The 23,312-nt window shown below is 66.2% G+C and carries 26 protein-coding genes and 1 riboswitch; of the genes, 3 read left to right on the top strand and 23 right to left on the bottom strand.

The genetic code is table 11. From position 1 onward, the window contains the following. Positions 1–395: 395 nt before the first annotated feature. Positions 396–1,682 (bottom strand): phosphomethylpyrimidine synthase ThiC, encoded by a 1,287-nt coding sequence (gene thiC / locus ACQRAG_RS05175; protein WP_168934555.1) that lies wholly within the window; start codon positions 1,680–1,682, stop codon positions 396–398. 57 nt (positions 1,683–1,739) lie between these two features. Further along, positions 1,740–1,853, bottom strand: a riboswitch (TPP riboswitch). A 232-nt stretch (positions 1,854–2,085) separates the two neighbouring features. Here thiC and ACQRAG_RS05170 point away from each other — a divergent pair. Further along, entirely contained in the window at positions 2,086–3,447 is a 1,362-nt protein-coding gene (locus ACQRAG_RS05170; protein WP_204625211.1) for a TrkH family potassium uptake protein, read from the top strand. Positions 3,448–3,554: 107 nt separating this feature from the next. Continuing rightward, positions 3,555–4,214 carry a potassium channel family protein gene (locus ACQRAG_RS05165; protein WP_006006075.1) on the top strand — a complete coding sequence of 220 codons (660 nt, stop codon included), beginning with the start codon at positions 3,555–3,557 and terminating at the stop codon, positions 4,212–4,214. 59 nt (positions 4,215–4,273) lie between these two features. Here the strand turns inward: ACQRAG_RS05165 and ACQRAG_RS05160 are convergent, their stop codons facing one another. Further along, the gene (locus ACQRAG_RS05160) at positions 4,274–5,014 is read right to left on the bottom strand and encodes a sulfite exporter TauE/SafE family protein (RefSeq protein WP_168934552.1); all 741 of its coding nucleotides are present in this window, start codon (positions 5,012–5,014) and stop codon (positions 4,274–4,276) included. A gap of 7 nt (positions 5,015–5,021) precedes the next feature. Beyond that, positions 5,022–5,915, bottom strand: a complete 894-nt coding sequence (locus ACQRAG_RS05155; protein ID WP_427803674.1) for a M48 family metallopeptidase — start codon at positions 5,913–5,915, stop codon at positions 5,022–5,024. A 267-nt stretch (positions 5,916–6,182) separates the two neighbouring features. Here ACQRAG_RS05155 and rbr point away from each other — a divergent pair, with 267 nt between their 5' ends. Next, entirely contained in the window at positions 6,183–6,758 is a 576-nt protein-coding gene (rbr, locus tag ACQRAG_RS05150; protein WP_006006079.1) for a rubrerythrin, read from the top strand. Positions 6,759–7,109: 351 nt separating this feature from the next. On the opposite strand, the gene ACQRAG_RS05145 is transcribed toward rbr, so the two are convergent. The 20 genes from ACQRAG_RS05145 to ACQRAG_RS05050 form a co-directional block, all read right to left on the bottom strand. Further along, complete coding sequence (locus ACQRAG_RS05145) at positions 7,110–7,685, bottom strand: hypothetical protein (RefSeq protein WP_303877558.1); 576 nt, start codon at positions 7,683–7,685, stop codon at positions 7,110–7,112. Then, positions 7,685–8,143 carry a GNAT family N-acetyltransferase gene (locus ACQRAG_RS05140; protein ID WP_240937616.1) on the bottom strand — a complete coding sequence of 153 codons (459 nt, stop codon included), beginning with the start codon at positions 8,141–8,143 and terminating at the stop codon, positions 7,685–7,687. Before ACQRAG_RS05140 ends, ACQRAG_RS05145 begins: the two co-directional genes overlap by 1 nt. 14 nt (positions 8,144–8,157) lie before the next feature. Further along, complete coding sequence (locus ACQRAG_RS05135) at positions 8,158–10,269, bottom strand: hypothetical protein (protein WP_303877557.1); 2,112 nt, start codon at positions 10,267–10,269, stop codon at positions 8,158–8,160. 259 nt (positions 10,270–10,528) lie between these two features. Next, complete coding sequence (locus ACQRAG_RS05130; RefSeq protein ID WP_427803673.1) at positions 10,529–11,275, bottom strand: hypothetical protein; 747 nt, start codon at positions 11,273–11,275, stop codon at positions 10,529–10,531. 1 nt (position 11,276) lies between these two features. Beyond that, positions 11,277–12,767 (bottom strand): hypothetical protein, encoded by a 1,491-nt coding sequence (locus ACQRAG_RS05125; protein ID WP_427803672.1) that lies wholly within the window; start codon positions 12,765–12,767, stop codon positions 11,277–11,279. 65 nt (positions 12,768–12,832) lie between these two features. Next, positions 12,833–13,426, bottom strand: a complete 594-nt coding sequence (locus ACQRAG_RS05120; protein WP_427803671.1) for a hypothetical protein — start codon at positions 13,424–13,426, stop codon at positions 12,833–12,835. A gap of 194 nt (positions 13,427–13,620) precedes the next feature. Next, a complete protein-coding gene (locus ACQRAG_RS05115) occupies positions 13,621–14,043 on the bottom strand; it encodes a hypothetical protein (RefSeq protein ID WP_337464364.1) in 423 nt (140 codons plus the stop codon). A 228-nt stretch (positions 14,044–14,271) separates the two neighbouring features. Then, on the bottom strand, positions 14,272–15,258 hold the full coding sequence (locus ACQRAG_RS05110; protein ID WP_204673892.1) for a major capsid protein: 987 nt from the start codon (positions 15,256–15,258) through the stop codon (positions 14,272–14,274). A 101-nt stretch (positions 15,259–15,359) separates the two neighbouring features. Next, positions 15,360–15,911: a hypothetical protein gene (locus ACQRAG_RS05105; RefSeq protein WP_304019681.1), complete on the bottom strand. Its 552-nt coding sequence runs from the start codon at positions 15,909–15,911 to the stop codon at positions 15,360–15,362. Next, positions 15,898–16,218: a hypothetical protein gene (locus tag ACQRAG_RS05100; RefSeq protein ID WP_168934542.1), complete on the bottom strand. Its 321-nt coding sequence runs from the start codon at positions 16,216–16,218 to the stop codon at positions 15,898–15,900. The genes ACQRAG_RS05105 and ACQRAG_RS05100 overlap by 14 nt, the downstream gene beginning before the upstream one ends. Beyond that, the gene (locus tag ACQRAG_RS05095) at positions 16,208–18,046 is read right to left on the bottom strand and encodes a portal protein (RefSeq protein WP_427803670.1); all 1,839 of its coding nucleotides are present in this window, start codon (positions 18,044–18,046) and stop codon (positions 16,208–16,210) included. The genes ACQRAG_RS05100 and ACQRAG_RS05095 overlap by 11 nt, the downstream gene beginning before the upstream one ends. A gap of 1 nt (position 18,047) precedes the next feature. Next, positions 18,048–18,257, bottom strand: a complete 210-nt coding sequence (locus ACQRAG_RS05090) for a hypothetical protein (RefSeq protein WP_168934540.1) — start codon at positions 18,255–18,257, stop codon at positions 18,048–18,050. Positions 18,258–18,283: 26 nt separating this feature from the next. After that, entirely contained in the window at positions 18,284–18,862 is a 579-nt protein-coding gene (locus ACQRAG_RS05085) for a hypothetical protein (RefSeq protein WP_168934539.1), read from the bottom strand. Between the two features lie 206 nt (positions 18,863–19,068). After that, positions 19,069–20,403, bottom strand: a complete 1,335-nt coding sequence (locus ACQRAG_RS05080; RefSeq protein WP_337464662.1) for a hypothetical protein — start codon at positions 20,401–20,403, stop codon at positions 19,069–19,071. Between the two features lie 24 nt (positions 20,404–20,427). Then, the gene (locus ACQRAG_RS05075; RefSeq protein WP_168934537.1) at positions 20,428–20,679 is read right to left on the bottom strand and encodes a hypothetical protein; all 252 of its coding nucleotides are present in this window, start codon (positions 20,677–20,679) and stop codon (positions 20,428–20,430) included. Next, on the bottom strand, positions 20,676–21,098 hold the full coding sequence (locus ACQRAG_RS05070) for a hypothetical protein (RefSeq protein WP_204625197.1): 423 nt from the start codon (positions 21,096–21,098) through the stop codon (positions 20,676–20,678). The genes ACQRAG_RS05075 and ACQRAG_RS05070 overlap by 4 nt, the downstream gene beginning before the upstream one ends. 15 nt (positions 21,099–21,113) lie before the next feature. Further along, positions 21,114–21,428, bottom strand: coding sequence for a hypothetical protein (locus ACQRAG_RS05065; protein ID WP_303995615.1), 315 nt, complete (start codon positions 21,426–21,428; stop codon positions 21,114–21,116). After that, positions 21,425–22,108, bottom strand: a complete 684-nt coding sequence (locus tag ACQRAG_RS05060) for a glycoside hydrolase family 108 protein (protein WP_204673883.1) — start codon at positions 22,106–22,108, stop codon at positions 21,425–21,427. The genes ACQRAG_RS05065 and ACQRAG_RS05060 overlap by 4 nt, the downstream gene beginning before the upstream one ends. A gap of 314 nt (positions 22,109–22,422) precedes the next feature. Beyond that, positions 22,423–22,926 carry a Mor transcription activator family protein gene (locus ACQRAG_RS05055; protein WP_304037116.1) on the bottom strand — a complete coding sequence of 168 codons (504 nt, stop codon included), beginning with the start codon at positions 22,924–22,926 and terminating at the stop codon, positions 22,423–22,425. Then, a complete protein-coding gene (locus ACQRAG_RS05050; RefSeq protein ID WP_204625193.1) occupies positions 22,913–23,221 on the bottom strand; it encodes a hypothetical protein in 309 nt (102 codons plus the stop codon). The genes ACQRAG_RS05055 and ACQRAG_RS05050 overlap by 14 nt, the downstream gene beginning before the upstream one ends. Positions 23,222–23,312 lie beyond the last annotated feature (91 nt).

The following is a 23,312-nucleotide window of genomic DNA, read 5'->3' as shown; positions in this document are numbered from 1 at the left end:
TTGCCGCTAGACCTGCGTTTTGCCAGCGGGCCTGTGCATGGATGGGAATGGGGGTGCCTTGGCTGTGAAGATGCTCAAATCGAAAATATTGTAAGGCAGCGGCGTTGCCATCGACATCCAGCGGAATAGTATTTGCGAATTTCCGGGCCAGGCCCGGAAAGCACACGATGGTATTTTATGGACCATCAAGCCTTTTCAAGGCGTCCTTCCTCCTGCCGGCTGTTGATGGGGCAGAATTTTTTCCAGAGCAGGAACATCCCTCAACTTGTGCCAGCCATAAAAAAAGACTGCCTGTGATGCAGGCAGTCCTGATGAGCGGTTTTGGGGGAAGGAGGAGGCGAGGGGGGGAATCTCTCCGCAAGGAAAAGGGGTCCCCGCCCCCTCCAAAGGTTTTCCTAGTCCTTTTTCTGGTCCTTGAGCATCTTCACGGCGCAGAATTTGCCGCACATGGCGCAGACATCTTCATGTTTGTGGTCTTCGCGGCGCTTGTCCAGCTGCTGGGGATCAAGAGCGGCTTCGCGCATCATGTCCCAGTCCAGGGCCTTACGGCCGGCGTTCATGGTGGCTTCGCGGCGCACGGCACGTTCGCGGCCCAGGGCCACTTCGCCCACATGGGCGGCCACGCGCGAGGCCATGACACCGGCGCGCACATCTTCTTCATTGGGCAGGGTCAGATGTTCGGCCGGGGTCAGATAGCAGAGGAAGTCCACACCGGCTTCCACGCCCAGGGCGCCGCCGATGGCACCGGCGATATGGTCGTAGCCAGGGGCGCTGTCGCAGCACAAGGGGCCGAGGACATAGAGGGGAGCGTTGTTGGTCAGGCGCTTGATGCCTTGGATCTGGGTGCGGACCTGATTCATGGGCACATGGCCGGGGCCTTCGATCATGCACTGCACGCCCTGTTCCAGAGCATACTTGGCCAGACGGCCCAGGGTGATGACTTCTTCCCACTGGGCGGCATCACCGGCATCCACACCGGCACCGGGGCGCAGGCCGTCGCCCAGGGACAGGGTGACGTTGAACTGGCGGCACACGTCGATGAGACGGTCGAAATATTCCAGCAGGGGATTTTCCTTGCCGTTTTCCAGCATCCAGCGGGCCAGCATGGAGCCGCCACGGGAGACGACGCCCATGACGCGGTCCTGCTTGACGGCCATTTCCGCGCCGCGCTTGGTCAGACCGCAGTGCACGGTCATGAAGTCCACGCCCTGGCGGGCCTGCTTTTCGATCTCGGCGAACAGGTCGTCAGGCTGCATGCTGGCGATGTCCCGGTCATTGTCCAGGATCTGCTGGCCCACGGAATACATGGGCACCGTGCCCAGCGGGCGCGGGCAGGCAGCCAGCATGCCGGTACGGATGGCATCCAGATCACCGGCGATGGAAAGATCCATGACCGTATCGGCCCCGGCTTCCAGGGCCACGGCCAGCTTGCGTTTTTCGGTGTGCAGACAGTTGCACAGCGGCGAGGTGCCGATATTGGCGTTGACCTTGATGCGGGAAGGCTGGCCCACGACGATGGGCGCCAGGCCCGCGTGGGCGGGATTGCCCAGCAGGACCATGCTGCCGGCTTCGATGGCGCTGGTGATGGTTTCAGGGGCAAGGCCCTCTTCCTGGGAAAGGGCGGCCAGATGCTGGTCGAGAAGGCCGCGCAGGGCGGCGTTACGGGAGAGGATGGAAGACATGGGTTTGCATCCTTGGGTTTGGACGCAGGGCGCAAAAAAAGCCACAACCTGTCTTTCGCGGGTGCGGCTCAGCTTCCCTACGGCAGTGCGAACTGCGTCAGGTTCACAGGGTCTGGGACTATCCCACTCTCAGCCGTGCAACTGCCGTTCACGGCTCCCCTAGCTGGCGGGCACTGTAGCGGGCTTTGCTCCGGCTGTAAAGTACGCCCCCGGAGGCGCGGCTTGCAATAGCCGGGCAGCTGGACTAGGGTCAGGCGTCATCGCCCGGCTGCAGCGACCGTTTCTTCAGGATGGCGGCAGGCCGGGACCGATGTCTGCTCAGGGTGCCGGGCGGCCTGGCTTTCGCTGTTCATGCGGAGGCCGTCTGCCGGACGGATGATGCGTCCTGAGCCCAGAGGAGAGCATGCAGCGTAAACGTTATCTCACTCCCCTGACATGGCCGGCCATCTCCTTTGCGGCCATGATCCTGCTGGGGACACTGGCCCTGTGCCTGCCCGTCTGTCATGGCGAAGGAGCTTCCCTCTCCGTGGTGGATGCTGCGTTCCTGTCTACTTCCGCAGTCTGTGTGACCGGCCTGTCCCCGGTGGACATCAGCCAGGTGCTGAGCCCTGTGGGACAGGGCGTGATGCTGGTCCTCATCCAGGTGGGCGGCCTGGGCGTCATGACCTATACCAGCCTGATCTTTCTCCTGTGGCGCAAGCAGGTGCCCTTCACCAGCCGCGAGGCCGTGAGCCAGGCCCTGCTGGGCGGGGATTTCAATATGGGGCAGTTCCTCCTGCAGGTCGTGTGCATCGTCCTGGGCGTGGAGCTGCTGGCCGCGCTGGTGCTGTTCCTGCATGATCCGGTGTTCTTTTCTCCCTTCAGTGCCCTGTTCCATGCGGTCTCGGCCTTCTGCAACGCCGGTTTCGCTCTGGCGCCGGACAATATGGTCGCCTTCCGGGAAGACGGCCTGGTCTGCACGGTCATCTGCATCTGCATCGTCCTGGGGGGCATCGGTTTCGGCGTGCTGCGGGAATGCCTGGGCATCCTGAGCCGGGGGCGTCTGGCGCCGGTGACGCGTCTGAGCCGTCTGAGCCGCCTGGTCATCAATACCAGCCTGTTCCTCATCGTGGCCGGGGCGCTGCTGATCTTCGTGGTGGAATGGCGCCGTGCCGGCAACGAGGATCTGGTGGGGGACGGCCTCCATCTGTTCCTGATCTCGCTGTTCCACTCCATCTCCGCCCGAACCGCCGGTTTCAATATGGTGGACATGGCCAACTGGAGCCACGCGAGCCTGATGGTCCTGATGGTCCTGATGTTCATCGGCGGCGGACCGGGGTCGTGCGCCGGCGGTATCAAGATCGTGACCTTCCGCCTGCTGGTGGGTTATGTGGTGGCCCAGGTGCGCGGGGATCGCCAGATCGTTTTCCACAAGCGGGGCGTGCCGCCGGAGAACCTGACGCGGGCCCTGACGCTTTTTTTGCTGTATACGCTGAGCATCTTCTTTTCCGTCTTTTTGCTGACCATCACGGAAAACGGCATCCTGCACCGGGTCGAGGGACAAAGTATGGCCTTCGTCAATTTGCTGTTCGAGGTGGTCTCGGCGCAGGGCACCGTGGGGCTGAGCGTGAACCTGACTCCGCAGCTGACCAGTGAAGGCAAGTGCATCCTGATATTCAACATGTTCGCCGGTCGTGTGGGGCTGCTCTCCCTGCTGCTGGCCCTGCGCAGCCTGCAGCCCAAAAAGGCCTATGCCTACGCGGAAAGCCAGCTGCCCGTGGGGTAACACCGGAGAAGGATAGTTTTGAAAGGACGCGGCCAAGACCGTGTCTGCGGCTGTTCCCGAAGCCGCCCCCGCGGGCGGCATCGGCGCCATCGTGACAAGGAGCCTGCATGGCAGAGAAAACTTTGGAAATCGGCATCATCGGTCTGGGGAAATTCGGCCTGCGCATGGCCACGACTCTGGCTTCCATGGGCCATACGGTCATCGGCATCGACATGTCCGATGCCCGTGTGCAGCTGGCCGAAGAGCTGCTGGATACGGTCTACAAGGCCGACGCCACCAGTCTGAGCGTCCTGCGCTCCCTGCATGTGCAGGATCTGGACTGGGTGGTCATCAGCGTGGGCGAAGGGGTGGAACAGTCCCTGAGCATCACGCTCAACGTCCAGGAGCTGGGCGGCCCCAAGATCTGGGTCAAGGCCTCCAACGAGGAACACAAAAAGATCCTGCAGCGCCTGCATGTGGACAGGGCCATCGTGCCCGAGATGGAAGCCGCCGTCATGGCCGCGCACCAGCTGTGCCATCCGGGCATGCTGGACCTGATCCCCAAATACGGCGGCATCGCCATCCAGGAGCTGCGCGTCGACAACTGGCACGGGCGCACGCTGGTGGACCTGAACCTGATCCAGTCCTTCGGGGTCATGGTCATGGGCATCCGTCCGGCAGGCGAGCGCGCCTTCCAGTTCGTCCCGCCGGCGCTCACCGTACTGCACAAGGGAGACACGCTGGTGGTGGCCGGCCGGGCCGATGCCGTGCGCAAACTTGAGCCGTAACCTGACGGTTGCCGTTTTTGGCCAATAAAAAAGGACGCCTGGGGGCGTCCTTTTTTCGTTCAACTGTCCAGCAGGGCCCGTGTCAGGATGGAAAAGCCCGACAGGCCGATGACGATGGCCAGCAGGCGCTGGAAGCTGGCCTCGCCGATCTTGCGTGCCAGGGGATAACTGATGACCAGGCCCACGCCGCAGCCCAGCAGACAGGGGATCAGGCCCTGGAGCACGGGCCCGGTGTAATAGCCCGCCAGGTATTGCATGAGGACCAAAGGCAGGGAGAGCCCCAGAAAGTACAGGCTGATATTGCCGCGGGTGCGGTCCTTGTCCCAGTGGGCCAGCTGGGCATACATGCCGATGGCCGGGCCGCCGAGGCCGCTCACTGCCTGGATGAAACCGGCCAGCGCTCCGCTGACGGAGCCCCAGAGCCGGGGCGAATGCAGGGGCCCCGGCCGGTGGGCCAGCAGGTGCCAGACCATGTGGGCCATGAGCATGATCCCCAGGCCCACCTGCAGGGCACGCGCGGGGATGAGCGGCAGCAGGGCCACACCCAGCAGGGCGCCGGGGATGGTGCCCAGGAGCAGCAGCCGAAGATCGGCCATGCGGTAATAATGGCGGAACTGCCAGCCCAGGATGGCAGGCAGCGGGATGCAGATGATGCAGGTGATGAGGGAGGCCGTCTTGATGTCCGTGACCAGCAGGACGATGGGCAGGGCGAAGATGCCCGCGCCCAGTCCGCTGATACCGTTGACGATTCCCCCCAGGGTCCAGCCGGTGAAGCAGATGAAAAATGATGCCCAGTCCATCAAATGGCTATACGGGGCTGTCTTGAGCTTGTAAAGCGGTTCGCCCGGCCTCTTGGTCCGGGGCAGGTGAAGGGCAGGGGCGTGCCCATACCGGCAGATCGCGCCAGAAGGCCGTCAGGCGGCGTTCCTGGAGTTTCCAGTCAGGAGAGAAGCGGGCCAGCGTCTGCCGGTAGGCCGGGGAATGATCCATATGATGCAGGTGGCACAGCTCGTGCCAGCACAGGTGCTCCAGCAGGGGCAGGGGCAGCAGGACGGCACGCCAGTTGAGGCTGATGCTGCCGCCGTCACGGCTACTGCAGCTGCCCCAGCGGCGGCGCTGGTCCCTGACAGTGACCCGGGCGACGGTGAAGCCGCCCTGACCGGCGAGCCGCTGCAGATAGGGGGGCAGCAGCTTTTCTGCCTGCCGGCGGCACCAGTGGCGCAGCAGCAGGGCGGTATCTTCCGGCGTGGCAGCGGCATAGAGCCGGAGTTCCTCATCCCGGACAAGGGCCAGCAGACGTTTGCTGCCGGCGCGCAGCAAAAGCGGCGGCTCTGTGCAGGAAGCGGCCTGGCGGCGGCCTTTGGACAGCGGCCCGTCGGAGATGATCTGCAGGGCCGTACCGCGCAGGGGAAGGAGAAGCTTTTCCGGCAAGACGAGCGGAGCGGGCGCGGGACAGGCAGGGAGATGACGTTCCAGCCAGGGCAGGAACGAGAAGAGCAGGGCAGGCAAGGCCGTGGCGGGGATGCCGGCAGGCACGGTCAGGAGCAGGCCCTTGTCGGGGGACAGGCGCAGGCGCAGATTCCGGGCCCGGGCGGAAGGGATGAGGCGTGCCTCATGGCGGCTGCCGTCTGCCAGAGTGAACAGGACGGAGCGGTCGCCATCGAGGAGCTGGACGGAAGAAGGAGCGAAAAGGGGCTGCATGCCGTAAGCTTGCCACAGCTGTTGCGGGCCTGTAAACAGGGTAATAAAAACTATACGAATGATTTCAATGTGTTATTATAAATATGCTTGTTTTTTTATGGATTTGGCGTTATGCAGATGACAGGCAGCCCGATAATTTTTTTCGGGAAAATGGAAAAAGTGCTTGCATTCGCTAATGAGATTTATTATCAATAGCTCAACGGGGAACGAAACAAGACCTCCTCAACAACAAGCACACCAACAGAGCCACGGCTCGGGAGACAGCATATGAAATCTTTGAAAGGTACCCAGACCGAGAAAAACATCCTGACCGCTTTTGCCGGTGAATCTCAGGCCCGCAACCGTTACGACTTCTTTGCTGCCAAAGCCAAAAGCGATGGCTACGTCTTGGTCCGCGACATCTTCCAGGAAACCGCCCTGCAGGAAAAGGAACACGCCAAGCGCCTGTTCAAGTTCCTCGAAGGCGGCGATGTGGAGATCGTGGGTGCATTCCCTGCCGGTATCATCGGCGCCACCGAAGCCAACCTGCTGGCCTCCGCCGCCGGTGAAAACCACGAGCACACGGAAATGTATCCTTCCTTCGCCGCTGTGGCCGAAAAGGAAGGTTTCTCCGAGATCGCCGCTGTGATGCGCAATATCGCCGTGGCCGAAGCCTACCACGAAAAGCGCTTCCTGGCCCTGGCCAAGGACATCAAGGAAGGCCGCATGTTCATGCGTGAAAAAGCCACCGTGTGGCGCTGCCGCAACTGCGGTTGCCTGGTGGAAGGTACCCACGCTCCCGATCTGTGCCCGGCCTGTGCCCATCCCAAGGCCCACTTCGAAGAACTGAACTACACCTTCTAGTCCTTTCCTGACGTAGCCTGCCCGCTACAGTATGGATACCCGGGGCCGTGGCAAGATGCCGCGGCCCTTTTTTTATACCGGGCAAAAAAGGCCCTCCCTTCGTGAAGGGAGGGCCTTTTGCGTTGCAAAGGAATATGCCTCAGGAGCAGGGCCGTCGCGGGGAGGACTTTTCCAGGCAAGGTAAGACCTGACAAGACGTCTCTGCCGGGATGCGGATACGACGGGCAGAAAAGCAGGCAAAGAAAAGCGGGCAAGCCCGCAGCTGGCGCGTCGCTGAGGCTGTCCGGCATCCCGCGCCCTTCCGGCATCAGGCAGCGTCCGGGAACCGTTTTACATCCTCCGCCATTTTCTTCAGGGCAGGCGCGGCCCCTGGCCCGAAAACAGGTCAAAGTTGTTGCCCAGGCGTCCGGCGCCATTGAGCAGGGTCTTGCTCAGGGAAAGATAGTCCGTGCTGCTTTTGCTGCGCAGCTGCCGTTCCCGGGCCTGGGATCCCTGGGCGGCATTGCGCTGGTTCCAGGCCTGAACTTCCTGATTGTAGGCCGCGCGTTCGCCCTGTTCTTCGATGGACAGGGCATCAAGTTCTCCTTTTTCCCGCAGGTCGAGCTGACTGTCCAGATGGCTGCCGCTGTCGATCTGCGCGCCCGAGGCCCCGGCCTGTGCCCGCTGTTTGCCGACCAGCAGGGATGTTTCCTGACGTTTGCGCACCGCCTTGTCGTAACTGTCTGCCCGGGTCTGCCGGGCTTCTTCTTCGGCCATGCGGGCATTTTCTTCAGCGATCTGCGTATTGCGCCGGGCCATGTCGGCGGAGAATTCCGCCTGCTTGCGCTGCTCTTCCTGACGGCTCACGGCACTCCAGGTGCCCACGGCGGTGCTGGCAAGGGTCACGGCGGCCCCCAGCAGGGCCGCGGTACTGCTGGCCACGGCCATCAGCGCAGCTCCTTGTGCCAGACGCTTTCCGTATGGCGGGCCCCCAGGCGGCGGTACAGGGCGTCACAGGGGCGGGAGGCCGGGGAACTGTACTGGACCACGTCCGCGCCGCGTTCCCTGAGCCCGGCCTCGGCCGCACGCAGCAGCTTCAGGACGGCCAGGCCCTTGCGGGCGGCCGGTGCCAGATACAGGCCATCCAGAGCGGCCAGACGTTTTCCCGGACGGTGCGGGCAATCCGTCAGGGTGAAGGCGGCGTAGCCCTGCAGGCTCCCGGAGCTGTCCCGGGCCGTCACCACATGCAGCATGCCCAGCCGCTCCCAGCAGGCATAGCGTTCCGTGTCCAGGGCGTAGACCTGCGGGCCGAACAGGGCGGCCTCGCTCTCGTCCCAGTGGGCCTGCAACAGGGGCGGCAGTTCCGGCAGCAGGCGTTCGAGCGGTTCACAGTGACAATGGATCATGCTCTCTCCTTGGTTCATATCTCCGCAAATTCCACATCCAGGCTCAGGGCCAGCAGGTGGAAGGGCAGGGGACGTTCCTGCACCAGCCAGATGGTGGCCGAGGGGCCGTGTCCTCCGGCGGGCAAAAAATCCACATCGCCGCTGAAAGGTTGGCAGGCCTCATCCCAGCGCCGGGGCAGGAAGGGGATGTCGTAAAGTTCGTCGCGGCCGGCTCCGTAGCGCCCGCCCACGCTGCGGTACAGGCGCAGGCAGCAGCGGCCCAGCGCCCGTTGCCGTCCCAGCGTGCTGCCGGATTCGCCGTTGCCTTCCACGGGCAGGGGCGACAGGACGGAGGCATAGGGCAGGCCTGCCTGGACGATGCGGGCGGCAAAGGGCAGCCGGATGCGGCCCTGCCGCACCACGCAGCCTTCCACGGGGCTCCCGTCCGCCAGCACGGCCAGGGACTGGCCTTCCAGATGGTCGAGCCCGTCCACGTCGGTGACCGCTTCTTCCCGGTGGAGACTCAGACCGCAATCCACAAAAAAAGCTTCCTCCACAGGATCGCTGTCCTGCCACTGGGGGGCCAGACGTTCCAGACAGTACCGGGTGCCGCCGTCCGCATCCCGGCGGCGGACCACCAGCAACAGTTCGTCGCTGTCCGGGCCGGAGATGCTGCACACGGACAGCACCTCTCCGGCCGTGGGATGGCGGCTCCAGCCCCAGATGTCGTGCTCCTTGAGATAGGTCAGGGCCAGCAGCAGGCCGTCGTCGCGCACGATCCAGAGCACGGATCCCGGCGTCTGCTGGTAGGCCCATTGGCGCAGGCGGTGCCCTTCGAACAGATGCGGCGCCAAGATGGAAAGGTCATTGCCCGCATAGCCGTCTTTTTCCAGCGAATAGAACAGGTCGCGCACATGGGCGCCGTGGCGCTGCACATGCAGGATGGCATTGCCGATGATGATGGGCGCAAGGCCCGCGCTGCCCCAGTAGGACTGGGCCGTGATGGTGATGTTGCCCGGGGTGATGGCACTGCCGTTGCCGCTGGCCTTGTATTCGCTGCCCGAGGTGCCCAGCAGCAGGTCCCCGAAGCTGGCCGCCCAGGCGATGGCGTCGATGGAGCCGGACGCGATGAGGTATTCCACCGGGTCGTCGTCCTGCAGGGGGCGGGACTTGCGGAAGTTCTCGAAGTCCCCGCTACGCGAAAGGTAGAAGGCCTGCGGGCTGTCGCGTGTACCCGCCAGGACCATGCGCTGCTGGTGGAAGGCCACCACGGACGGGTTGTTGCCGTCGGCGAACGGGTCCCAGTCCTCGCGCGGGGTATCGGCGGTGTCTGCCTGATAGTTGTTGTCCGAAAATGTCGTGCCGCTGCTGACGCCGATGAAGCCGTAGTACCCGGCCTCCTCCCGGTAGATATTGTATTCCGTGGCGCCTTCCACGGCTGTCCAGGAGATGTCCGTGCGGTTGCCCACCACCCAGTCGGAAGGATGCTTGCCGTTACAGCTGCCCGCCTCCGAGGCCAGCGACTGCTTGCCGTTGGCGTCTACGGCCACGATCTTGTAGCGCAGCGTGTAGCCGAGTCCGGCGTCATCGTCGTTGTTGCCGCGTATGAACGTACAGCTGGGGGCTTGGGGAGCGGGCAGGCTGCTGTTGAGGGCCACGGCTTCCAGCGTCCAGCGGTACCCGTGGCTGCGGATGGCATTTTCCGGCAGGGGGGATTCCGGCTCGCTGTCCGTACTGCGGACGAGCTTGTGCAGCGGATAGGCCGTGTGGGCCAGATAGACCGTATCCCCCACCTGGGCGGCGCAGATCTCCAGCAGATGCCGGGCCTCGTAGGGGGTGGACAGCCGGGGGATGCTCCCTTCCTGCGGATCGAAGCCGTGGATGTCGGCGATACTCAGGCCATTCCCCGAAAGGACGAGCACGAAGTTCTGCTCCGCCAGAGCATTGAAGCTGAAAGGCAGGAGCACGGCCTCGTCTTCGAGGCTGCCCAGGAACAGGGTCCCGGGGCGGCGGCGCACGTCGCCGTGCAGGCCGGGCAGCATGTTTTCCATGCATTGCACGGAACTGCCGTAACGGGAAAGGTCATAGCGGGCGGCCAGGATGGGGGAGACCTCGCCGCCGGTGAAGTTGTGCAGGGCTATGCGCATGGATCCTCGAAAAAGGTGGAGGTTGCGGGATGGGCAGGAGAACCAGGAAAAAGCCTGTGGGAGCTGCCCCGGATCGTGTGGAAAAAGGCAGCATCACAGGACGTGGAGGGGGGAATGGGATCGGCCAGACGCAGGATGCTCGTGTTCACGTTGCCGCATCTGTCCCAGCCCGTATGCTTTCGGGCACGGGCCGTGACGGCATGTGCCGGGGCCGGTATCCGTTGCAAAGAAAATGGGCCGTTCCCGCATCCGCCGGGGTTCAGGCCGCGCTTGCTTCTTCCCACTGCCACAGGCCCGCCGTGCCCGGCACCCAGACGCAGGCGGGCATGTCGGCCTTGGCCAGCCAGAGCTTGCCTTCGTAGCTGTAGTATCTACCGTTCTTCACGTCCATGCCGTAGAGGAAGGCGAAGGGATGTTCCCGGCTGCCATCCGGCTCTTCACCGGTCTCCGGGTCCACGGACAGCGGACGGTACACGGCCAGCAGCCCGGCGGCATCCGGGGGCTGGTTCTCGATGGCGGTCACTTCTTGCATCACCTCATAGACGATGCCCTTGTGGGCCAGGCGGTAGCCCTTGGCGTATGTCTGGCCGGCGGCCCAGTCCGTGAGCAGTCCGGCTTTGGCGAAGGTGGTGAACTCGGCGGCGGCGAACGCACCCGTCTGCACCATATCCGCCTGCATCCGGGCCATGAGGATGCTGCGCGACTGCGCCCTGGCCTCGGCTACGGCCTGCGCGGCCAGCTCCTCGTCAGTGGGCGGGCGGTTGGCCTCTTCTTCCAGACGGGCCTTCTCTTCTTCCCACAGGGCCACGAAGGGGGCCACGCGCCCGGCGTAATCGTCGGTGGAAAGCTCCTCGTTGGGCAGGCCGTTGCCGGGCTCCACATGGCCCGCGCCATCGTGCCACTGGAGTGCGTGGAAGGTCTCGGACGTGATGCCGTCCAGGAACAGCACTTCCCCGTCCACAGAGATGATGCCGTCGGACGGGATGACGGTGACGTGTGTTTTCATGCTAGACCACCTTGATGAAGAAGTGCATGGCGAGATGCGGGTCGGTGTGGGTGCCGGATACCGAGCCGGACAGGGGATGCGTGTGGGAGCCGTTGCCGCCCGTTGCGGAAGTATTGGAACTGCCGCTGTCGTATAGGTTCCCGCTCTCCATATACCGTCCTTTAGTCGATATGACGGCAGAGAACGGGTGCGTGTGGCTGGGCATCTGCGTTGTATTCAGCGTCGTGGCCCCGGTACTGCCGGAAAGATCCACAGCGACATCTTCGCTGCCGCCTTCCGTGCCTTCGGGCTCGGCTTCGCTGGCACCACGGACATAGCGGCCCCGCAAGTCAGGCACGGTGCCATCCTTGCCGTCGCTGCCGCCGTCGCAGAGGATCCATTCTTCGCGTGCCTGCTCTTCTCCGGGCATGATGGCCCGGCGTCCGTCACTGCCGCCCGGCGTCGCGCCCCAGATGGGGACGGGCACGAAGGGTGGGAACATGTCCCAATAGTCAGGTCTGGGCACCCAGCTTGCGTCCAGCGTGCCGTCTTCCCCGGCCTGGGGCACGGTGTTGGCCGCCGCCGTGGTGCTGGCCAGCACGCCGCCACGCTGGGAAGCACTGGCCTTGCGGACGCGCAGTTTCCCATCTGTTTCGAGTTCAAGGCCGTCCTCGTGGCCGGTCTGGGGCATGACGCTGCCCAGGCTGGTAGGGGTGGCGATGGCCGACGCCCCGGAATCGCCCTTGGGGATGCCGAGATGCAGGATGCCGGTCTCCGGGTCATAGTCGCCGCCGGCGGGCAGTCCGGGATCGAGCGTGGACACCTCCACCTGCAATCCCAGGATGGCCGCGGCGCTCTGGGCGGCCCTGTCCTCGCTCCCTGCCGCGGCCTCCGCGCTCTGGCGGGCTGCCGTGGCGCTTTGGGAGGCGTCGGCGGTACTGGCGGCTGCCGCTGCCCGGCTTTGGTCGGCGGCTTCTGCCGAGGCAGCTGCGGCCTGTGCGCTGGCTGCGGACTGCGAAGCGCTGGACGCTGCTGCGGATTCGCTGTCCTGGGCAGCTGCGGCGCTGGCCTGGGCGGCCTTTCCCGCCTGCAGGAGCTGTTCGGCCATCTTGATGGGCGTCTCGTCGCTGGTGGGGGGCAGGATGACCGCCCGCTGGAGCTGTTCCAGCAGCTGCTGGCGTTCGGCCGTGGCCCGGTCGAGGCCTGTCTCGATGACTTCGGCATCGAAGCGGGTCCCGGACACCAGGTCGATCTGCTGTTCAAAAGGCATGTTGCGGGTGATGGCCAGTTTCCAGCCCGCGGGCAGGGGAGCGCCTTCGTGGAGGTAGGTCACGCTGCCGCCGTCGTCGTTCAGGCGGGCGGTCCAGCCGCTGGCCGGGCGGCTGTTGCCGTCGGGGCCGGTCAGGGTGACGGTCAGTTGTTCAGTCCCCCAGACTTTGAAGGAAAAAGGAAAATCCGTGGCCGTACCGTTGCCTTCGAACAGGGCACGGCCGGGACTGTAAGGCATGGTCATGCGAACTCCCGGAAAAGGGGCGGACAGGGAAGGCCGCCATATAGTGAAGAGCGGGTATCGGGCCGTCAGCGGGCCTGCAACCAGCTGTCGGGCAGGGGCAGGGGACGGCGCTCACTGGCATCGGACTGCCGGGCCTGGGGAAGGCTGGCGCTGTAGAGCTGTTCCAGCTCCGCAATCTTCTGGCTGTTGCTCTTGAGCAGCGGTGCCGCCAGCAGGCAGGCCAGCTTCCGGGCCAGCATGTGGGCGAAAAGGTCGTCGAACTGGTGGCAGTGGCGCACGTCTTCCGTATAGAGCAGCAAGGCCCGGCTGGCGCTGGTGAGCAGGATGGTGGCATCCCCGTCAGGATCCCGGGCCAGACAGAAGGGGCGCGGCAGCAGCCCTTCGTGCCGGACCTCATGCGCTTTGAGGCAGGCCTCGGGCAGGGCGTAGGCAAAGCGGTATTCCTGCTCGAAGCCCGAGGGCAGGGCCACCCGGGCCAGCCAGGCCCGGCGCTGGGCAAAGGCCCAGGGGTAGTCGCGCAGGGCCTGCCGCCGGGCACTGTCCCAGTACAGGCGGCATTGCAGGGCCTCGGGCGTGTTCTCGTCCTCGGCGGCGATGCTGCGGGCGCCCAAAAAGCCCAGGGCCCGGTTCCAGATGGCGATCTGGGTCAGGGTCTCCATATGTCTTCCTTGTGATGGCATCAGGGAAAAGGGAACGGAGGGGGCTCCCTCACGTTGGGCAGGGGGGCGGGGCAAGCGTCCGCCCCGCCCCATGAATGAGGGATCTGTCGCCCGCCGGTCGCGGGCATGATCCTGTCTCCGGTGCGGCGACCGGGCTGTGAGATGGCCCGGTCGCTCCCGGTGCGGGGAGAGGACTAGCGCACGCGCAGTTCCTTTTCGTAGGGGAAGTCTTCCTCGCGCAGCAGGGCCGCGAAGATGTGCCCGTCATGGCTGCCGCTCCCGGCCGGAGACAGCTTGAGGCGCAGCCAGCTCTTGCGCACGGCCTGGGGCACGAAGCGCCAGCCCAGGCGGGCGCCCTCGCCCAGTTCCGCCCCCTGGACGGTGATGGCAGCGCCGGGCACGTCCTGCCATTCGCCTTCGGAGCTGTCGGCTTCCTGCAGGGTCAGGGCCAGCGAGGTGGTCTGTTCTTTGGCGAAACCCCTGGTCACGGAGATGCGCAGCGGCATGGGCTCCATGCGGCCGGGCAGGCGCAGGGCCGTGAGGGGTACGGCCTTGCCGGTGCTTTCGGCACTCAGGGGGCCTTCGAAAAGAATGCAATGACTGTCGATGATAGCCATGAGGACTCCTTGTTTCCTGAAAAAATGCATGGGGAGCGGACGTATGATGGCCGCAGGTCGTGCAGTCAGAGGGGAGGGCAACCTGGGGGCCGCCGGGACACGGTGGAGGCGGAGGAAGGGGAGCGCCGCTGCACGGACAGCGCATCCGCCCGGGGATCGTGCCGTAAGGTCCCGGCATCCTGGCAGCAGCGGCAGCTCAGGGCGGTCCCCCCTTGGAAGGGCGCGGCTCTAGATGGAAGCCTCGTCCGAGGCGATGGCGTCGCACTGGCGCACGGGGCGGCCGTGCAGCACGGGAACGGCCTTGGCATCGAAAAATTCGCCGTAGTGCAGCTGCACCTGCCCGGCGTCGGAGTTCTGGAGTTCCAGCGCGGTGAGCACATCGGCGTTGGCGTACCAGACGGCTTTCTGGCGCAGATGCTGGGGCATGCGGTTCTTGGCTTCGATGGTCAGCTTCTGCAGATCCACGAAACCTTCCTCGCCCTTGCGCTTGCCCAGTGCGGCCACGGGCACGTTGGCGATGCGCACCACCCCGCGCCAGTCGCGTACGGCCAGACCGCAGCGCCAGTTGTATTTGTCGCCCGTGACCTGATATTTGCGGCCGTTCTCGTCCTGCGCCATGTAGGTCTTGAGATCTTCGTGGGAAAGGCCGCCGCGGCTGCCCTTGGGATAGATGCCGTGCACGGACTGCGGCCCCCAGGAGACCAGCCAGAGCGAGGTGCAGCCGCCGTCGCGGCCACCGGCGTCCAGCACGTTTTCGGCATCGCTGGCCGGGTAACGCATGGCCAGGCCGTTGAATTCGTCGGGGTTGCGGTTGCTGTCGCCGTAGAACAGGGTGCGGGCCACCTTCTGGCGCATGGCCTCGGCAAAGGCGATGCCCTCGCTCATGCGGAAGGAGCGGTCACGGTCGCCGTACAGGCGGATCTCTTCCACATCCAGTTCCATGATGGCCTCAAGGATGCCGCAACCTTCCTTGACCTGGCTCCACTGGGACTTGGCGGGCGGCGTGCCCTGATAGAGGCGGCGCCAGTATACGGCGGGCAGGCCGGTGCGGATGCGCGTCAGGTGGCCGTCGGACTGGTTGGCTTCCATCCAGGGCACGTCATCCATGATGTCGTTGGTCTTGTTCATCAGCTCGATGATCTGGCCGGCCTTGTCGCCGCGATAGAACTGTTCCATTTCGGCCAGCGTGGCCACAAAACCCAGAGTGGCGGACATGAAGTCTCCTTGGCAAAGGTGGTCGGGAAGGGGCCGTCAGCGGCCCGGTACGAAACGACGGAAAGGGGAAAATGCCGTGTGCCGGTTGGCGACCTGCATGGTCAGGATCGCTGCGAGCTCCAGCCCGCGTACATGCGTTCTTCCAGGGGCGGCAGGCTGCCGCCGCCTTCGCTGCCGGGCAGGCTGTCTTCCAGCAGACTGTCGGCCAGGCGGCTGAAAAAGCGCAGCACGGCCGGGTGGTTGCCGTAGCCGCTTTCTTCCAGCAGGCGGCCGATGCTCTTGTCCGTGTCGAAGCGGTCCAGGGCCAGCTGGGCCCGGGCCACGGTGGCGGCCAGATGTTCGCCGCCCAGCTGCGGATCGTCGGCCACTTCCTGCCGCCACTGTTCCACCTGCTGCTGCCAGCGGGCACGGCGCAGGGCATCGGTCTGGCGCAGATGGGCCTCCAGCCGGGCGGCGTCATCGGCTGCGGGCTGTTTTTCCTGCCCCTCGGCAGAGGTCTGGCCGGGGGCGGCGGGCCGGCCTTCCTCCGGACCGCTGCCCAGCAGGGGCGTAGCGGGGGGCGTCCCCCCCTCGTCGGCAGGCAGGCCGTACAGGCCGCTTTCCGGCCGGGGGGCCATGCCGCCTTCGTCAAAGATCGCTTCAGTTTCGGGCATCGTCTTCCTCCTGTGTCAAAAAAAGTCGGGGCAGGTGGGAGGGATCGGCCTCCTGCAAAAGGCGGAGCACGGCCACGCCCACATGGCGGCGGCCCTCCTCCCAGTAGATCTGTCCGGCCGGGGTCCCCGGTCCCGGACAGGCGGCGGTGAAGCAGAGACCGGCCTGCAACAGCCAGCGCAGCAGGTCGCGCCCTTCCGCCGAGGTCATGAGGCCGTCCACGGCCCGGCACAGTCCGGCCCGCCAGCGCTGCTGTGCCGGGGAAGCGGGGGCAGGAGCCCCGGCGGGGAAAAGCCGGTCATCGTGCATCGTGTCCTCCTTCCGGGGGCGGCGTCGTGCCGCTCGTCTGCTGCGGCCGCAGGGCAGGGGCGGCCCCGGCGGCCAGGTTGGCCAGTACCTGCAGGACGGAGCTTTTTTCCCCTTCCACGGTCAGGTCGCTGTCGGCCAGGGTGTGTCCCAGGTCGGCGGCCTTCTGCAGCAGCTCCAGCTGCTGTTCCGTCTGCCGCGCTTCCTCGCGTCCGGCCCGCAGCCGGGCCCGTTCCTCACGGGGACGTGTCAGGTTCGCGGGCAGGCCGAGGCTTTGGGCATAATTGTCCAGCAGATTGTCCACATCCACGCTGTCCAGGGCTTCGGGCCAGGCCGAGGCGGCCTTGAGGGTCAGGGCCAGATACTGGTCCGTGGCGCTGATGCCCACCAGTTTCTGGGCCTGGGCCAGCAGGGAGACGAATTCCACCTTGAGGTGGCGTCCGCTCAGTTCCGGCGGGCAGGGGGGCAGCATGTCCAGGGCCAGCATGAGGCGGAAGGTGCGGTCGATGAGCGGGATCAGCAGCTCGTCATGCAGGCGTTCCAGCACGGGACCGATGAGCAGCAGCTTCTCTTCTTCGCGGGCGGCTATCTCGCTGGCCGTGACCTTGCTGCGCCCTTCCAGGATCAGGCGGAACAGGTCGTTGTAGAGCCCGGCCCGTATCTGCTGCTGCACGGCTTCCATGGCGGAGCGCGCCTGGGCCAGATCGGGCTTGACCTGCAAAAGGGGCGTGGCCACGGGCTGGTTCTGTCCGGGCAGGCTGTCCACGAAGTTGATGCCGCCGGGCGTCAGGTCGAGCCCCACGGAGCGCAGGCCCGCATGGACGCTCATGGGCGGGTCCACGGCCTTGTGGATGGCCTTGAGCGTGGTGATGCCCATTTGTTGCAGCATGCGGCAGTCGGGCAGGGCATCCATGGCGGGCGAGCGGCCATAGACATCGTTGGCCGCCACATCCCAGCGCGGGCCGAAACCGGGAAAGCCCAGGAAGCCGGATTCCTTCAGGGGCACGACCTGCCCTTCCCGTCCTTCCAGCCAGTAGACCGAGGCCCAGGGCATGTGGCATTGCCCCGCCAGCCGGGGCCGGCGTTCCGTGCGCGGCAGCACGGCATGGATGACCGCATGTCGCTGGTCCGGCGTGCGCCGGGCCGCCAGACGCAGGTTTTCCGGCAGGGCCTCCGGACCGAAGCTTTGCACCATCTGGCGCAGGCTCATGTGCATGCGGTGGAAAACCGTGTCCACCCGCCGGGCCGCGTCCGTATCCAGCACATACTGTCCGGCACAGAGCGGCACGAAGCGGAAGCCGTGGCGCAGGTCGGCCAGTTCGAAGACGAAGGCCGTGCCGAAGGTCCCCAGTTCCGCATAGATGGTGTGCATGGCGTTGTAGAAGTTGCAGCGCTGCAGCACCACGCGCATGCGGGCCTCCACTTCATCCAGATAACGCTGGCCCGCGTGGCTGCGCGACAGTTCGGGATCGTCCAGGGCCAGCCGGAACCAGGGCCGGGCGGGGCTGGTCATGCCGCCCTGCAGGCCAGCGGCCAGGGTCCGCATGGCCAGGATGCCCGTGGCGTCCACCAAGGAGCGGTTGAGCAGGGGGCGGTCGTCCGGACTGTCGTCGGTACGGAAACGGGTGGGCAGAAAGTGCTCGGCCAGGCTCTCCCAGGCCGTGTCCCAGGGCGAGCGCCGTTCCAGCAGGGCCCGGTAACGCCGGGCCAGGGCCGGGACGCGCAGGGCAAGACGCTCTTCGGCTTCCGGCCGGTCTCCTGCAGGCAGCGGGGGCCCCTGATGCGCTGTCCCGAGCAGGGCGCGCAAAGCGGGGCGCTGTGCCGGGCGCATCCTATTGCCCCAGCAGGGTCTTGCCGCGGTTCTCCTGCGAGGCCAGTGGCGTGGTGTGGATGGATGCCCGGATGCCCGCGGCCTTGCTGGCCTTGTCCTTCTGGTTCTGGCGGGCGGCCGTGGCCGCTTCGGTGACGGGTTTGGGAGTGGCCGCCTTGGGGGCGGGCTGGACTTCCGGTACGCTGGGGCTGGAGGAGCCTCCGAATCCCATATGTCCTCCTTGGGGATGAAGGTTGTTTACGGATGGGCCCTGTGGCCGGATGGAGACATCTTTATGGCGCGCGCCAGCGTCTCCGGCGTGCAGAGCAGCTGGATGCCGTCCACATGGACGCCGCGCCGGGCCAGCCAGCAGGCGGCGGGCAGGCGCCCCGTGATGACGAAACCGCAGGCTGTGGCCAGACGCCAGGCATGGCGGTTGCTGACCGGGCACAGGCCCCAAAGCGCGCTGCTCTCCGTATGACGGAAGACCCAGCGGAAAGCGGCACGGGCCAGTGGCACGGCCAGCGGGAATGCCGGGCGGAAGACCGTGAAATCGAATTCTCGGATCCGCCCGCGCCAGGGGCTGAACAATCCGCAGGCCAGCGCCGTGCCGTCAGGGGCCGTGGCCTGCAGGAGCAGGCGGCCGGGGGCGCTGACCAGATGCAGCCAGTCGTCTTCCCGGGGATGGGGCCAGGCGTACATGGCGCAGCCCGTGAGCCCTTCCCGGCACATGCGGGCGAAGAGGGCTTTGCGGCCCGCGTCGTCCCGGACGGCTTCCAGATGGAATGCGTCCTGCACGTCGGCCTGGCCGCAGGGTTGCGGTCGTGTGTTTTCCATGCGGGCTCCTGTTGTTGGGGGATTTGCGGGATAGGGCGTGCGGGATGTCGTCGCAGTCATGACACTGCCCGGGACGGGGGAGGAAGGCCAATCTCGACCGGCTTTCCCCTGTTTGGCAGGTCTCCCGGCACGGCCCTGTCGCGGGCGATCCCGGCGATGGATCTTTTCGGGCCTGTCGATGGCACGGGGACGTGGAAGCCTTCCTTTCATCGCCCCAGTCCCAGCACGTCATAGCTGATGCGGGCCCGGGCCGGAGGCAGGGGACGCTCCGGCGGGCGAAAGCCCGTGACCGCGTAGCGCAGGGCATCGGCGGCGTGGCTGGAGCCGTCATGCAGCGGGCCGGAGGAGAACTGTTCCTGCCGGGGCCGCCATTGCCGACGGTAGGAGCGCAGGGCCGCCAGTCCGGCGGCGCAGTGACGGCTGTCGAACCAGAGCCGGGGCAGGGCGCGGCGCACGGCATCGATACCGTCGGCCAGCGGCAGGGACGGCGCGATGTCGAAGCGGATGCCCAGGCGGGCGGCGCTCTCCAGACGGCTCTGGCCCGTGCCCAGTTCCCGCACCCGGATGTCATGCGGGGCCAGGTGGCGGCCGTAGCAAAATCCGCGTCCCGCAAGGCCGTCGGCGGTGGCCGTTCCTTCCGGCCGGGCCTTGGCCGCCAGCACGGCCGCGTAATGGGTCAGCCCCTCGCCGCTGGCTTCGTAATAGTCCAGCATGCGCCAGTTACCGGAAGGCTCCACCTGGAAGAACCAGATGGCCGTGGCATCATCCATGCCCAGGTCCCAGGCCGTATGCACGGGCAGGTCGGGGCTTACCGGCAGGGGGCAGATGCGTCCCGCCAGATCGGCGGCATCCAGCTGGGCGGCATAGTAGGCCCCGCGCACGGCGGCGGCGAAGGAACACTCGAATTCCTGCTGGTACTCGGCCTCGCTCATGCCGCGGCGGGCGGCGTCCAGCTCGGTCTGCGGCAGGTAGCCTGTCTGCGAGGCCGGGAAGCGGAAGCGTGACCAGCCCTCCGCCGCCCCCAGACTGCCCGCCAGCTGCCAGACATCGTGCAGCAAATTGTCACAGCCCTTGGGCGTACCGCAGAACAGGGCCCGTCCCTGCCGGTCGGCCAGCGCGGGGCGCAGGATCTGGCTCCAGACCTCGCGGGGGATGTCGGCGGGCTCGTCCAGCACCAGATCGTCCAGATACAGGCCGCGCAGGGCCTGGGCGTTGTCCGTGCCGTACAGGCGGATGCGCGCGCCGTTGGGCAGGTCACAGCGCAGTTCGCCTTCATGGAAACGGGTACCGGGGATCACGCCCGCGAAATGCCGCAGATAATCCCAGGCCACGGCCTTGGCCTGCCCCAGATAGGGGGCGGTGTAGGCGGCGCGCCAGTCCGTGCGGGAAGTACGCAGGGCCGCCCGCAGCAGGTCGTTGACGGCGGCCACGGTCTTGCCGAAACGGCGGTGGCAGAGCAGCACGCAAAAGCGGGTGCGCTGCTGGTGGAAGCGCCATTGCAGCGGGCGCGGCGCATAGGGGATGATGCAGGGCGTTTCCATGTCGGTCTCGGCGGGCTTCAAAGGTTACGGAGGGCCATCTTCCGGCTCCTGTCCGGCCCAGATGACGCGCAGGGGGGCGGGGGGCTTCCGGTCGCCGTCCTGCGACGTGCCCTCCTGCTCCAGCGTGCGGGCAAGGGCGTGCAGTTCCTTGATCTCTTTGACGATGTCGATGCTTTTTTCCGAGACCTCGGCAGTGTCGAGATGTTCGGTCAGGCGTTGCAGGCGCTCGTGCAGGGCTTTTTCCAGGGCTTTTTTCCGGCGGCGTACCGGCATCACTGCACCTCCCGGGGAGGACGGCAGTGCAGCAGGGCGGGCAAGGCGGCGCCGGGGAGCTGCTGCCAGCGGTCCTCCTGCCGCTCCAGATGCCGTTCCAGACGTTGCAGCAGGCGCTCCAGGCCGTAGAAGCGCGCTTCCTGGGCCTGCAACTGGCTGTGCAGGCGGCCTGCGTCCTCCCGCAGGGAGCGTACCTCGTCCGCCAGCGGCGTCAGGAGTTCCCGTTCCTGCGCCAGAGCCTGTTCCAGCAGATCGAGGCGGCGCAGCCACAGGGCTTCCCGTCGCTGTTCGTCCCGGCGGCAGCGCAGATGTTCGGCCTGCGGGACGAAGCTGCGGCGCAGGCTCCACAGGGCCCAGAGCAGCAGCCCCTGTACCAGGGCCAACAGCAGGGGCAGGAGCGCGGCAGGCAGATGGGTGGTCATGGGCATCTCCGTGGTTCAGAAGGGCAGGCCCAGCATACCGGCCAGCAGGCCCAGGATTTGGTCCAGGGCCGGGGGCGGCAGGTCGTCCAGCAGGTCGGGCGCCAGCAGGGGCAGGAGCAGCAGGCGCACGGGCACTTCCCAGCAAAAGAGCAGGGCCAGCACCCAGCCCAGGAAGGAACGCCACAGGCGCAGCACACTGGAAGGGGCATTTTCCGTTTCTCGTTCGTTGAGGCGGATCTGGGCGGCCAGCAGTTCCTGCCGTTCCCGGCTGCTGCCCGTCAGGTCGCGCAACAGCCGGGTGCCCAGATCGCGCAGCAGGTTCCACATCACTGAGCCTCCCGTTCCAGATCGGCCAGATGCTGGTGCAGGGCCTTCACCCGGTTGCGCCAGCCCGTCAGAAAGACCTTCATGGACGGGCGGGACGCGGCCAGACGGCGATAGAAGGCGTCCCGCAGGCGCAGGCTGCTCCGGGCCGCGTACCAGTCCAGATGCACGTCGGCCAGCGCGTTGGCCAGCTCGCGGGTGTCCGGGCCCATGATGCCGTCCTCGGCGATGGGGGAGTAGTGGTCGAGCTGGGTCTCGCCCGTGGCGTTCATGGCTTCCTGCAACTGCTTCACGGCCCGGCTGGCGCCCATGTTGACCGCGCCGTCATAGAGCGTGACGGCCAGCGGCAGGGGCAGGCGGTCGCAGCCCAGGGCCTCCCAGAAATGCCTGCGGAACAGACGGGCCGCCTGTTCTTTGGTACAGGCGCGGATATCGTCGGCGTCGATGTCGCCGTCATTGTCCAGATCAAGGCTGAAGTAGTCGCAGTCCGGGCCCGTACGCCGGGGGCAGGTATCGCACTGCCGGGCATCGCGCAGACAGCGTTCTTTGGCCTGCCGGGCCAGATCCGTGACCCAGCGCAGGGAGATGCCGTGATTGGTGATGCCGCCGGGATCGGCTTCGTGGTCGGAAAGGCCGCCTTCCCAGCGGGCCGTGAACGTATGGGCCAGAGTGAAATTGTCGCGCATATGCCCTCCTGCATGGCGGTGGAATGATGGCGGGGCGGTGTCGCACCCGTGAGGCCACCATGCCGGAAAAGGGCGCTGGCGTAAGTTTGAAGGATTTCAGTAGGGGAAGCGTCGTGGAGGGACAGGGGGAAGGAGATGGTGCGGGGCCGGAGAGGGAAGAAGCCAGACAGGCACCCCGGAGAGGAGAGCCCGTGTACAGGCCTGCGGGGGCTCATCCGTCCCTGCGGACATGCCCCGGCAAGGGACAGCCTGCGGACAAAAAAACGGGAAAGGCCGCAGCCTTTCCCGTCCGGCCTGAAAGGGAGGTGTGGGGATCAGCCCTGAAGGGCGTCGCCGGGGGCCGGAAGGGCCTTGTCCGGCAGTTCGGCCTCCTGCTTGAGCAGCTGCCAGACGCGCCGGTCCGTGATGCCGTACCGGCGGGCCAGAAAGCGCACCTCGGCATTGCTGGAGGTACCGGCGGCGGTATGGCGGCTGAAGGCGCCGAGCAGCTCCCGCTGGCGCACCTGACGGGCGAGACGGGCGCAGCGGGGGATATACAGACAGGTGCCGCCGTAAGCCCCCAGCAGGCGGCGCAAGACGGGCTCGGGCAGCAGGGCGCGCAGCAGATGCCCTTCCGACGGGAAGCGGCGGGGGATGCGCAGGGTCAGGCCGCCGCAGTGTTCCAGAAGCCTGTGCAGGGCGGCATCATCTTCCAGAACCTGGCGCAGCAGGCGTACGCTTTCGGGCAAAAGGGGCAGCAGGCTGTCCCAGTCCACGGGGGCGGAGGATCCGGCCGTGTGCCGGGGAAGCGTGGCAGGACTTCCGCTACTGGACCACATGGCGGGCCTCCGGGGCCAGGGGGCTGCGGGGGCGCTGGAGATGTGCCTCCAACGGTTGTTCCGTGTCGTCCGCCCCTTGTCCGGCCATGAAGGTCCCGGCAGCAGGGATGGCTTCCGGGGCAGGCGGCATGGCATCGCCGGACTGGCGGGGAGCGGCCTGCATGTCTTCCAGCATGCGGGCGATGCGGCGCAATTGCGCTGCCGCCCAGAGCAGGGAACCCTCGGCGGGTTCCTCTTCACTGTCGGCGGACTGCGTCAGGAGACGCTGGAACTGTTCCAGGGATCGTGTGTTCATGTCGGCTACTCCCTTTCTGATAATGGCACGGTGTCCCGCAGCGGATCTCTGCGGAAAAGTTATGTTGCGGAAAAAGTTTTCTTTTGCCCGC

This window comes from Desulfovibrio sp. SGI.230 (genome assembly GCF_050313065.1).
Classification (GTDB): Bacteria; Desulfobacterota; Desulfovibrionia; order Desulfovibrionales; family Desulfovibrionaceae; genus Desulfovibrio.
The sequence above is the reverse complement of the archived record's forward strand: the minus strand, read 5'-3'. Positions and strand labels throughout refer to the sequence as shown.

Bases quoted from the DNA above. Each gene is read 5' to 3' on its own strand.
- ACQRAG_RS05130 (WP_427803673.1), bottom strand. From the start codon at position 11,275: ATGAAAACACACGTCACCGTCATCCCGTCCGACGGCATCATCTCTGTG.
- ACQRAG_RS05095 (WP_427803670.1), bottom strand. From the start codon at position 18,046: ATGCGCCCGGCACAGCGCCCCGCTTTGCGCGCCCTGCTCGGGACAGCG.
- ACQRAG_RS05135 (WP_303877557.1), bottom strand. From the start codon at position 10,269: ATGCGCATAGCCCTGCACAACTTCACCGGCGGCGAGGTCTCCCCCATC.
- ACQRAG_RS05165 (WP_006006075.1), top strand. From the start codon at position 3,555: ATGGCAGAGAAAACTTTGGAAATCGGCATCATCGGTCTGGGGAAATTC.
- ACQRAG_RS05145 (WP_303877558.1), bottom strand. From the start codon at position 7,685: ATGGCCGTGGCCAGCAGTACCGCGGCCCTGCTGGGGGCCGCCGTGACC.
- ACQRAG_RS05070 (WP_204625197.1), bottom strand. From the start codon at position 21,098: ATGACCACCCATCTGCCTGCCGCGCTCCTGCCCCTGCTGTTGGCCCTG.
- ACQRAG_RS05050 (WP_204625193.1), bottom strand. From the start codon at position 23,221: ATGAACACACGATCCCTGGAACAGTTCCAGCGTCTCCTGACGCAGTCC.
- ACQRAG_RS05105 (WP_304019681.1), bottom strand. From the start codon at position 15,911: ATGCCCGAAACTGAAGCGATCTTTGACGAAGGCGGCATGGCCCCCCGG.
- ACQRAG_RS05055 (WP_304037116.1), bottom strand. From the start codon at position 22,926: ATGTGGTCCAGTAGCGGAAGTCCTGCCACGCTTCCCCGGCACACGGCC.
- ACQRAG_RS05090 (WP_168934540.1), bottom strand. From the start codon at position 18,257: ATGGGATTCGGAGGCTCCTCCAGCCCCAGCGTACCGGAAGTCCAGCCC.
- thiC (WP_168934555.1), bottom strand. From the start codon at position 1,682: ATGTCTTCCATCCTCTCCCGTAACGCCGCCCTGCGCGGCCTTCTCGAC.
- ACQRAG_RS05140 (WP_240937616.1), bottom strand. From the start codon at position 8,143: ATGATCCATTGTCACTGTGAACCGCTCGAACGCCTGCTGCCGGAACTG.
- ACQRAG_RS05110 (WP_204673892.1), bottom strand. From the start codon at position 15,258: ATGTCCGCCACTCTGGGTTTTGTGGCCACGCTGGCCGAAATGGAACAG.
- rbr (WP_006006079.1), top strand. From the start codon at position 6,183: ATGAAATCTTTGAAAGGTACCCAGACCGAGAAAAACATCCTGACCGCT.
- ACQRAG_RS05060 (WP_204673883.1), bottom strand. From the start codon at position 22,108: ATGCGCGACAATTTCACTCTGGCCCATACGTTCACGGCCCGCTGGGAA.
- ACQRAG_RS05155 (WP_427803674.1), bottom strand. From the start codon at position 5,915: ATGCAGCCCCTTTTCGCTCCTTCTTCCGTCCAGCTCCTCGATGGCGAC.
- ACQRAG_RS05115 (WP_337464364.1), bottom strand. From the start codon at position 14,043: ATGGCTATCATCGACAGTCATTGCATTCTTTTCGAAGGCCCCCTGAGT.
- ACQRAG_RS05080 (WP_337464662.1), bottom strand. From the start codon at position 20,403: ATGGAAACGCCCTGCATCATCCCCTATGCGCCGCGCCCGCTGCAATGG.
- ACQRAG_RS05085 (WP_168934539.1), bottom strand. From the start codon at position 18,862: ATGGAAAACACACGACCGCAACCCTGCGGCCAGGCCGACGTGCAGGAC.
- ACQRAG_RS05125 (WP_427803672.1), bottom strand. From the start codon at position 12,767: ATGACCATGCCTTACAGTCCCGGCCGTGCCCTGTTCGAAGGCAACGGT.
- ACQRAG_RS05120 (WP_427803671.1), bottom strand. From the start codon at position 13,426: ATGGAGACCCTGACCCAGATCGCCATCTGGAACCGGGCCCTGGGCTTT.
- ACQRAG_RS05160 (WP_168934552.1), bottom strand. From the start codon at position 5,014: ATGGACTGGGCATCATTTTTCATCTGCTTCACCGGCTGGACCCTGGGG.
- ACQRAG_RS05170 (WP_204625211.1), top strand. From the start codon at position 2,086: ATGCAGCGTAAACGTTATCTCACTCCCCTGACATGGCCGGCCATCTCC.
- ACQRAG_RS05100 (WP_168934542.1), bottom strand. From the start codon at position 16,218: ATGCACGATGACCGGCTTTTCCCCGCCGGGGCTCCTGCCCCCGCTTCC.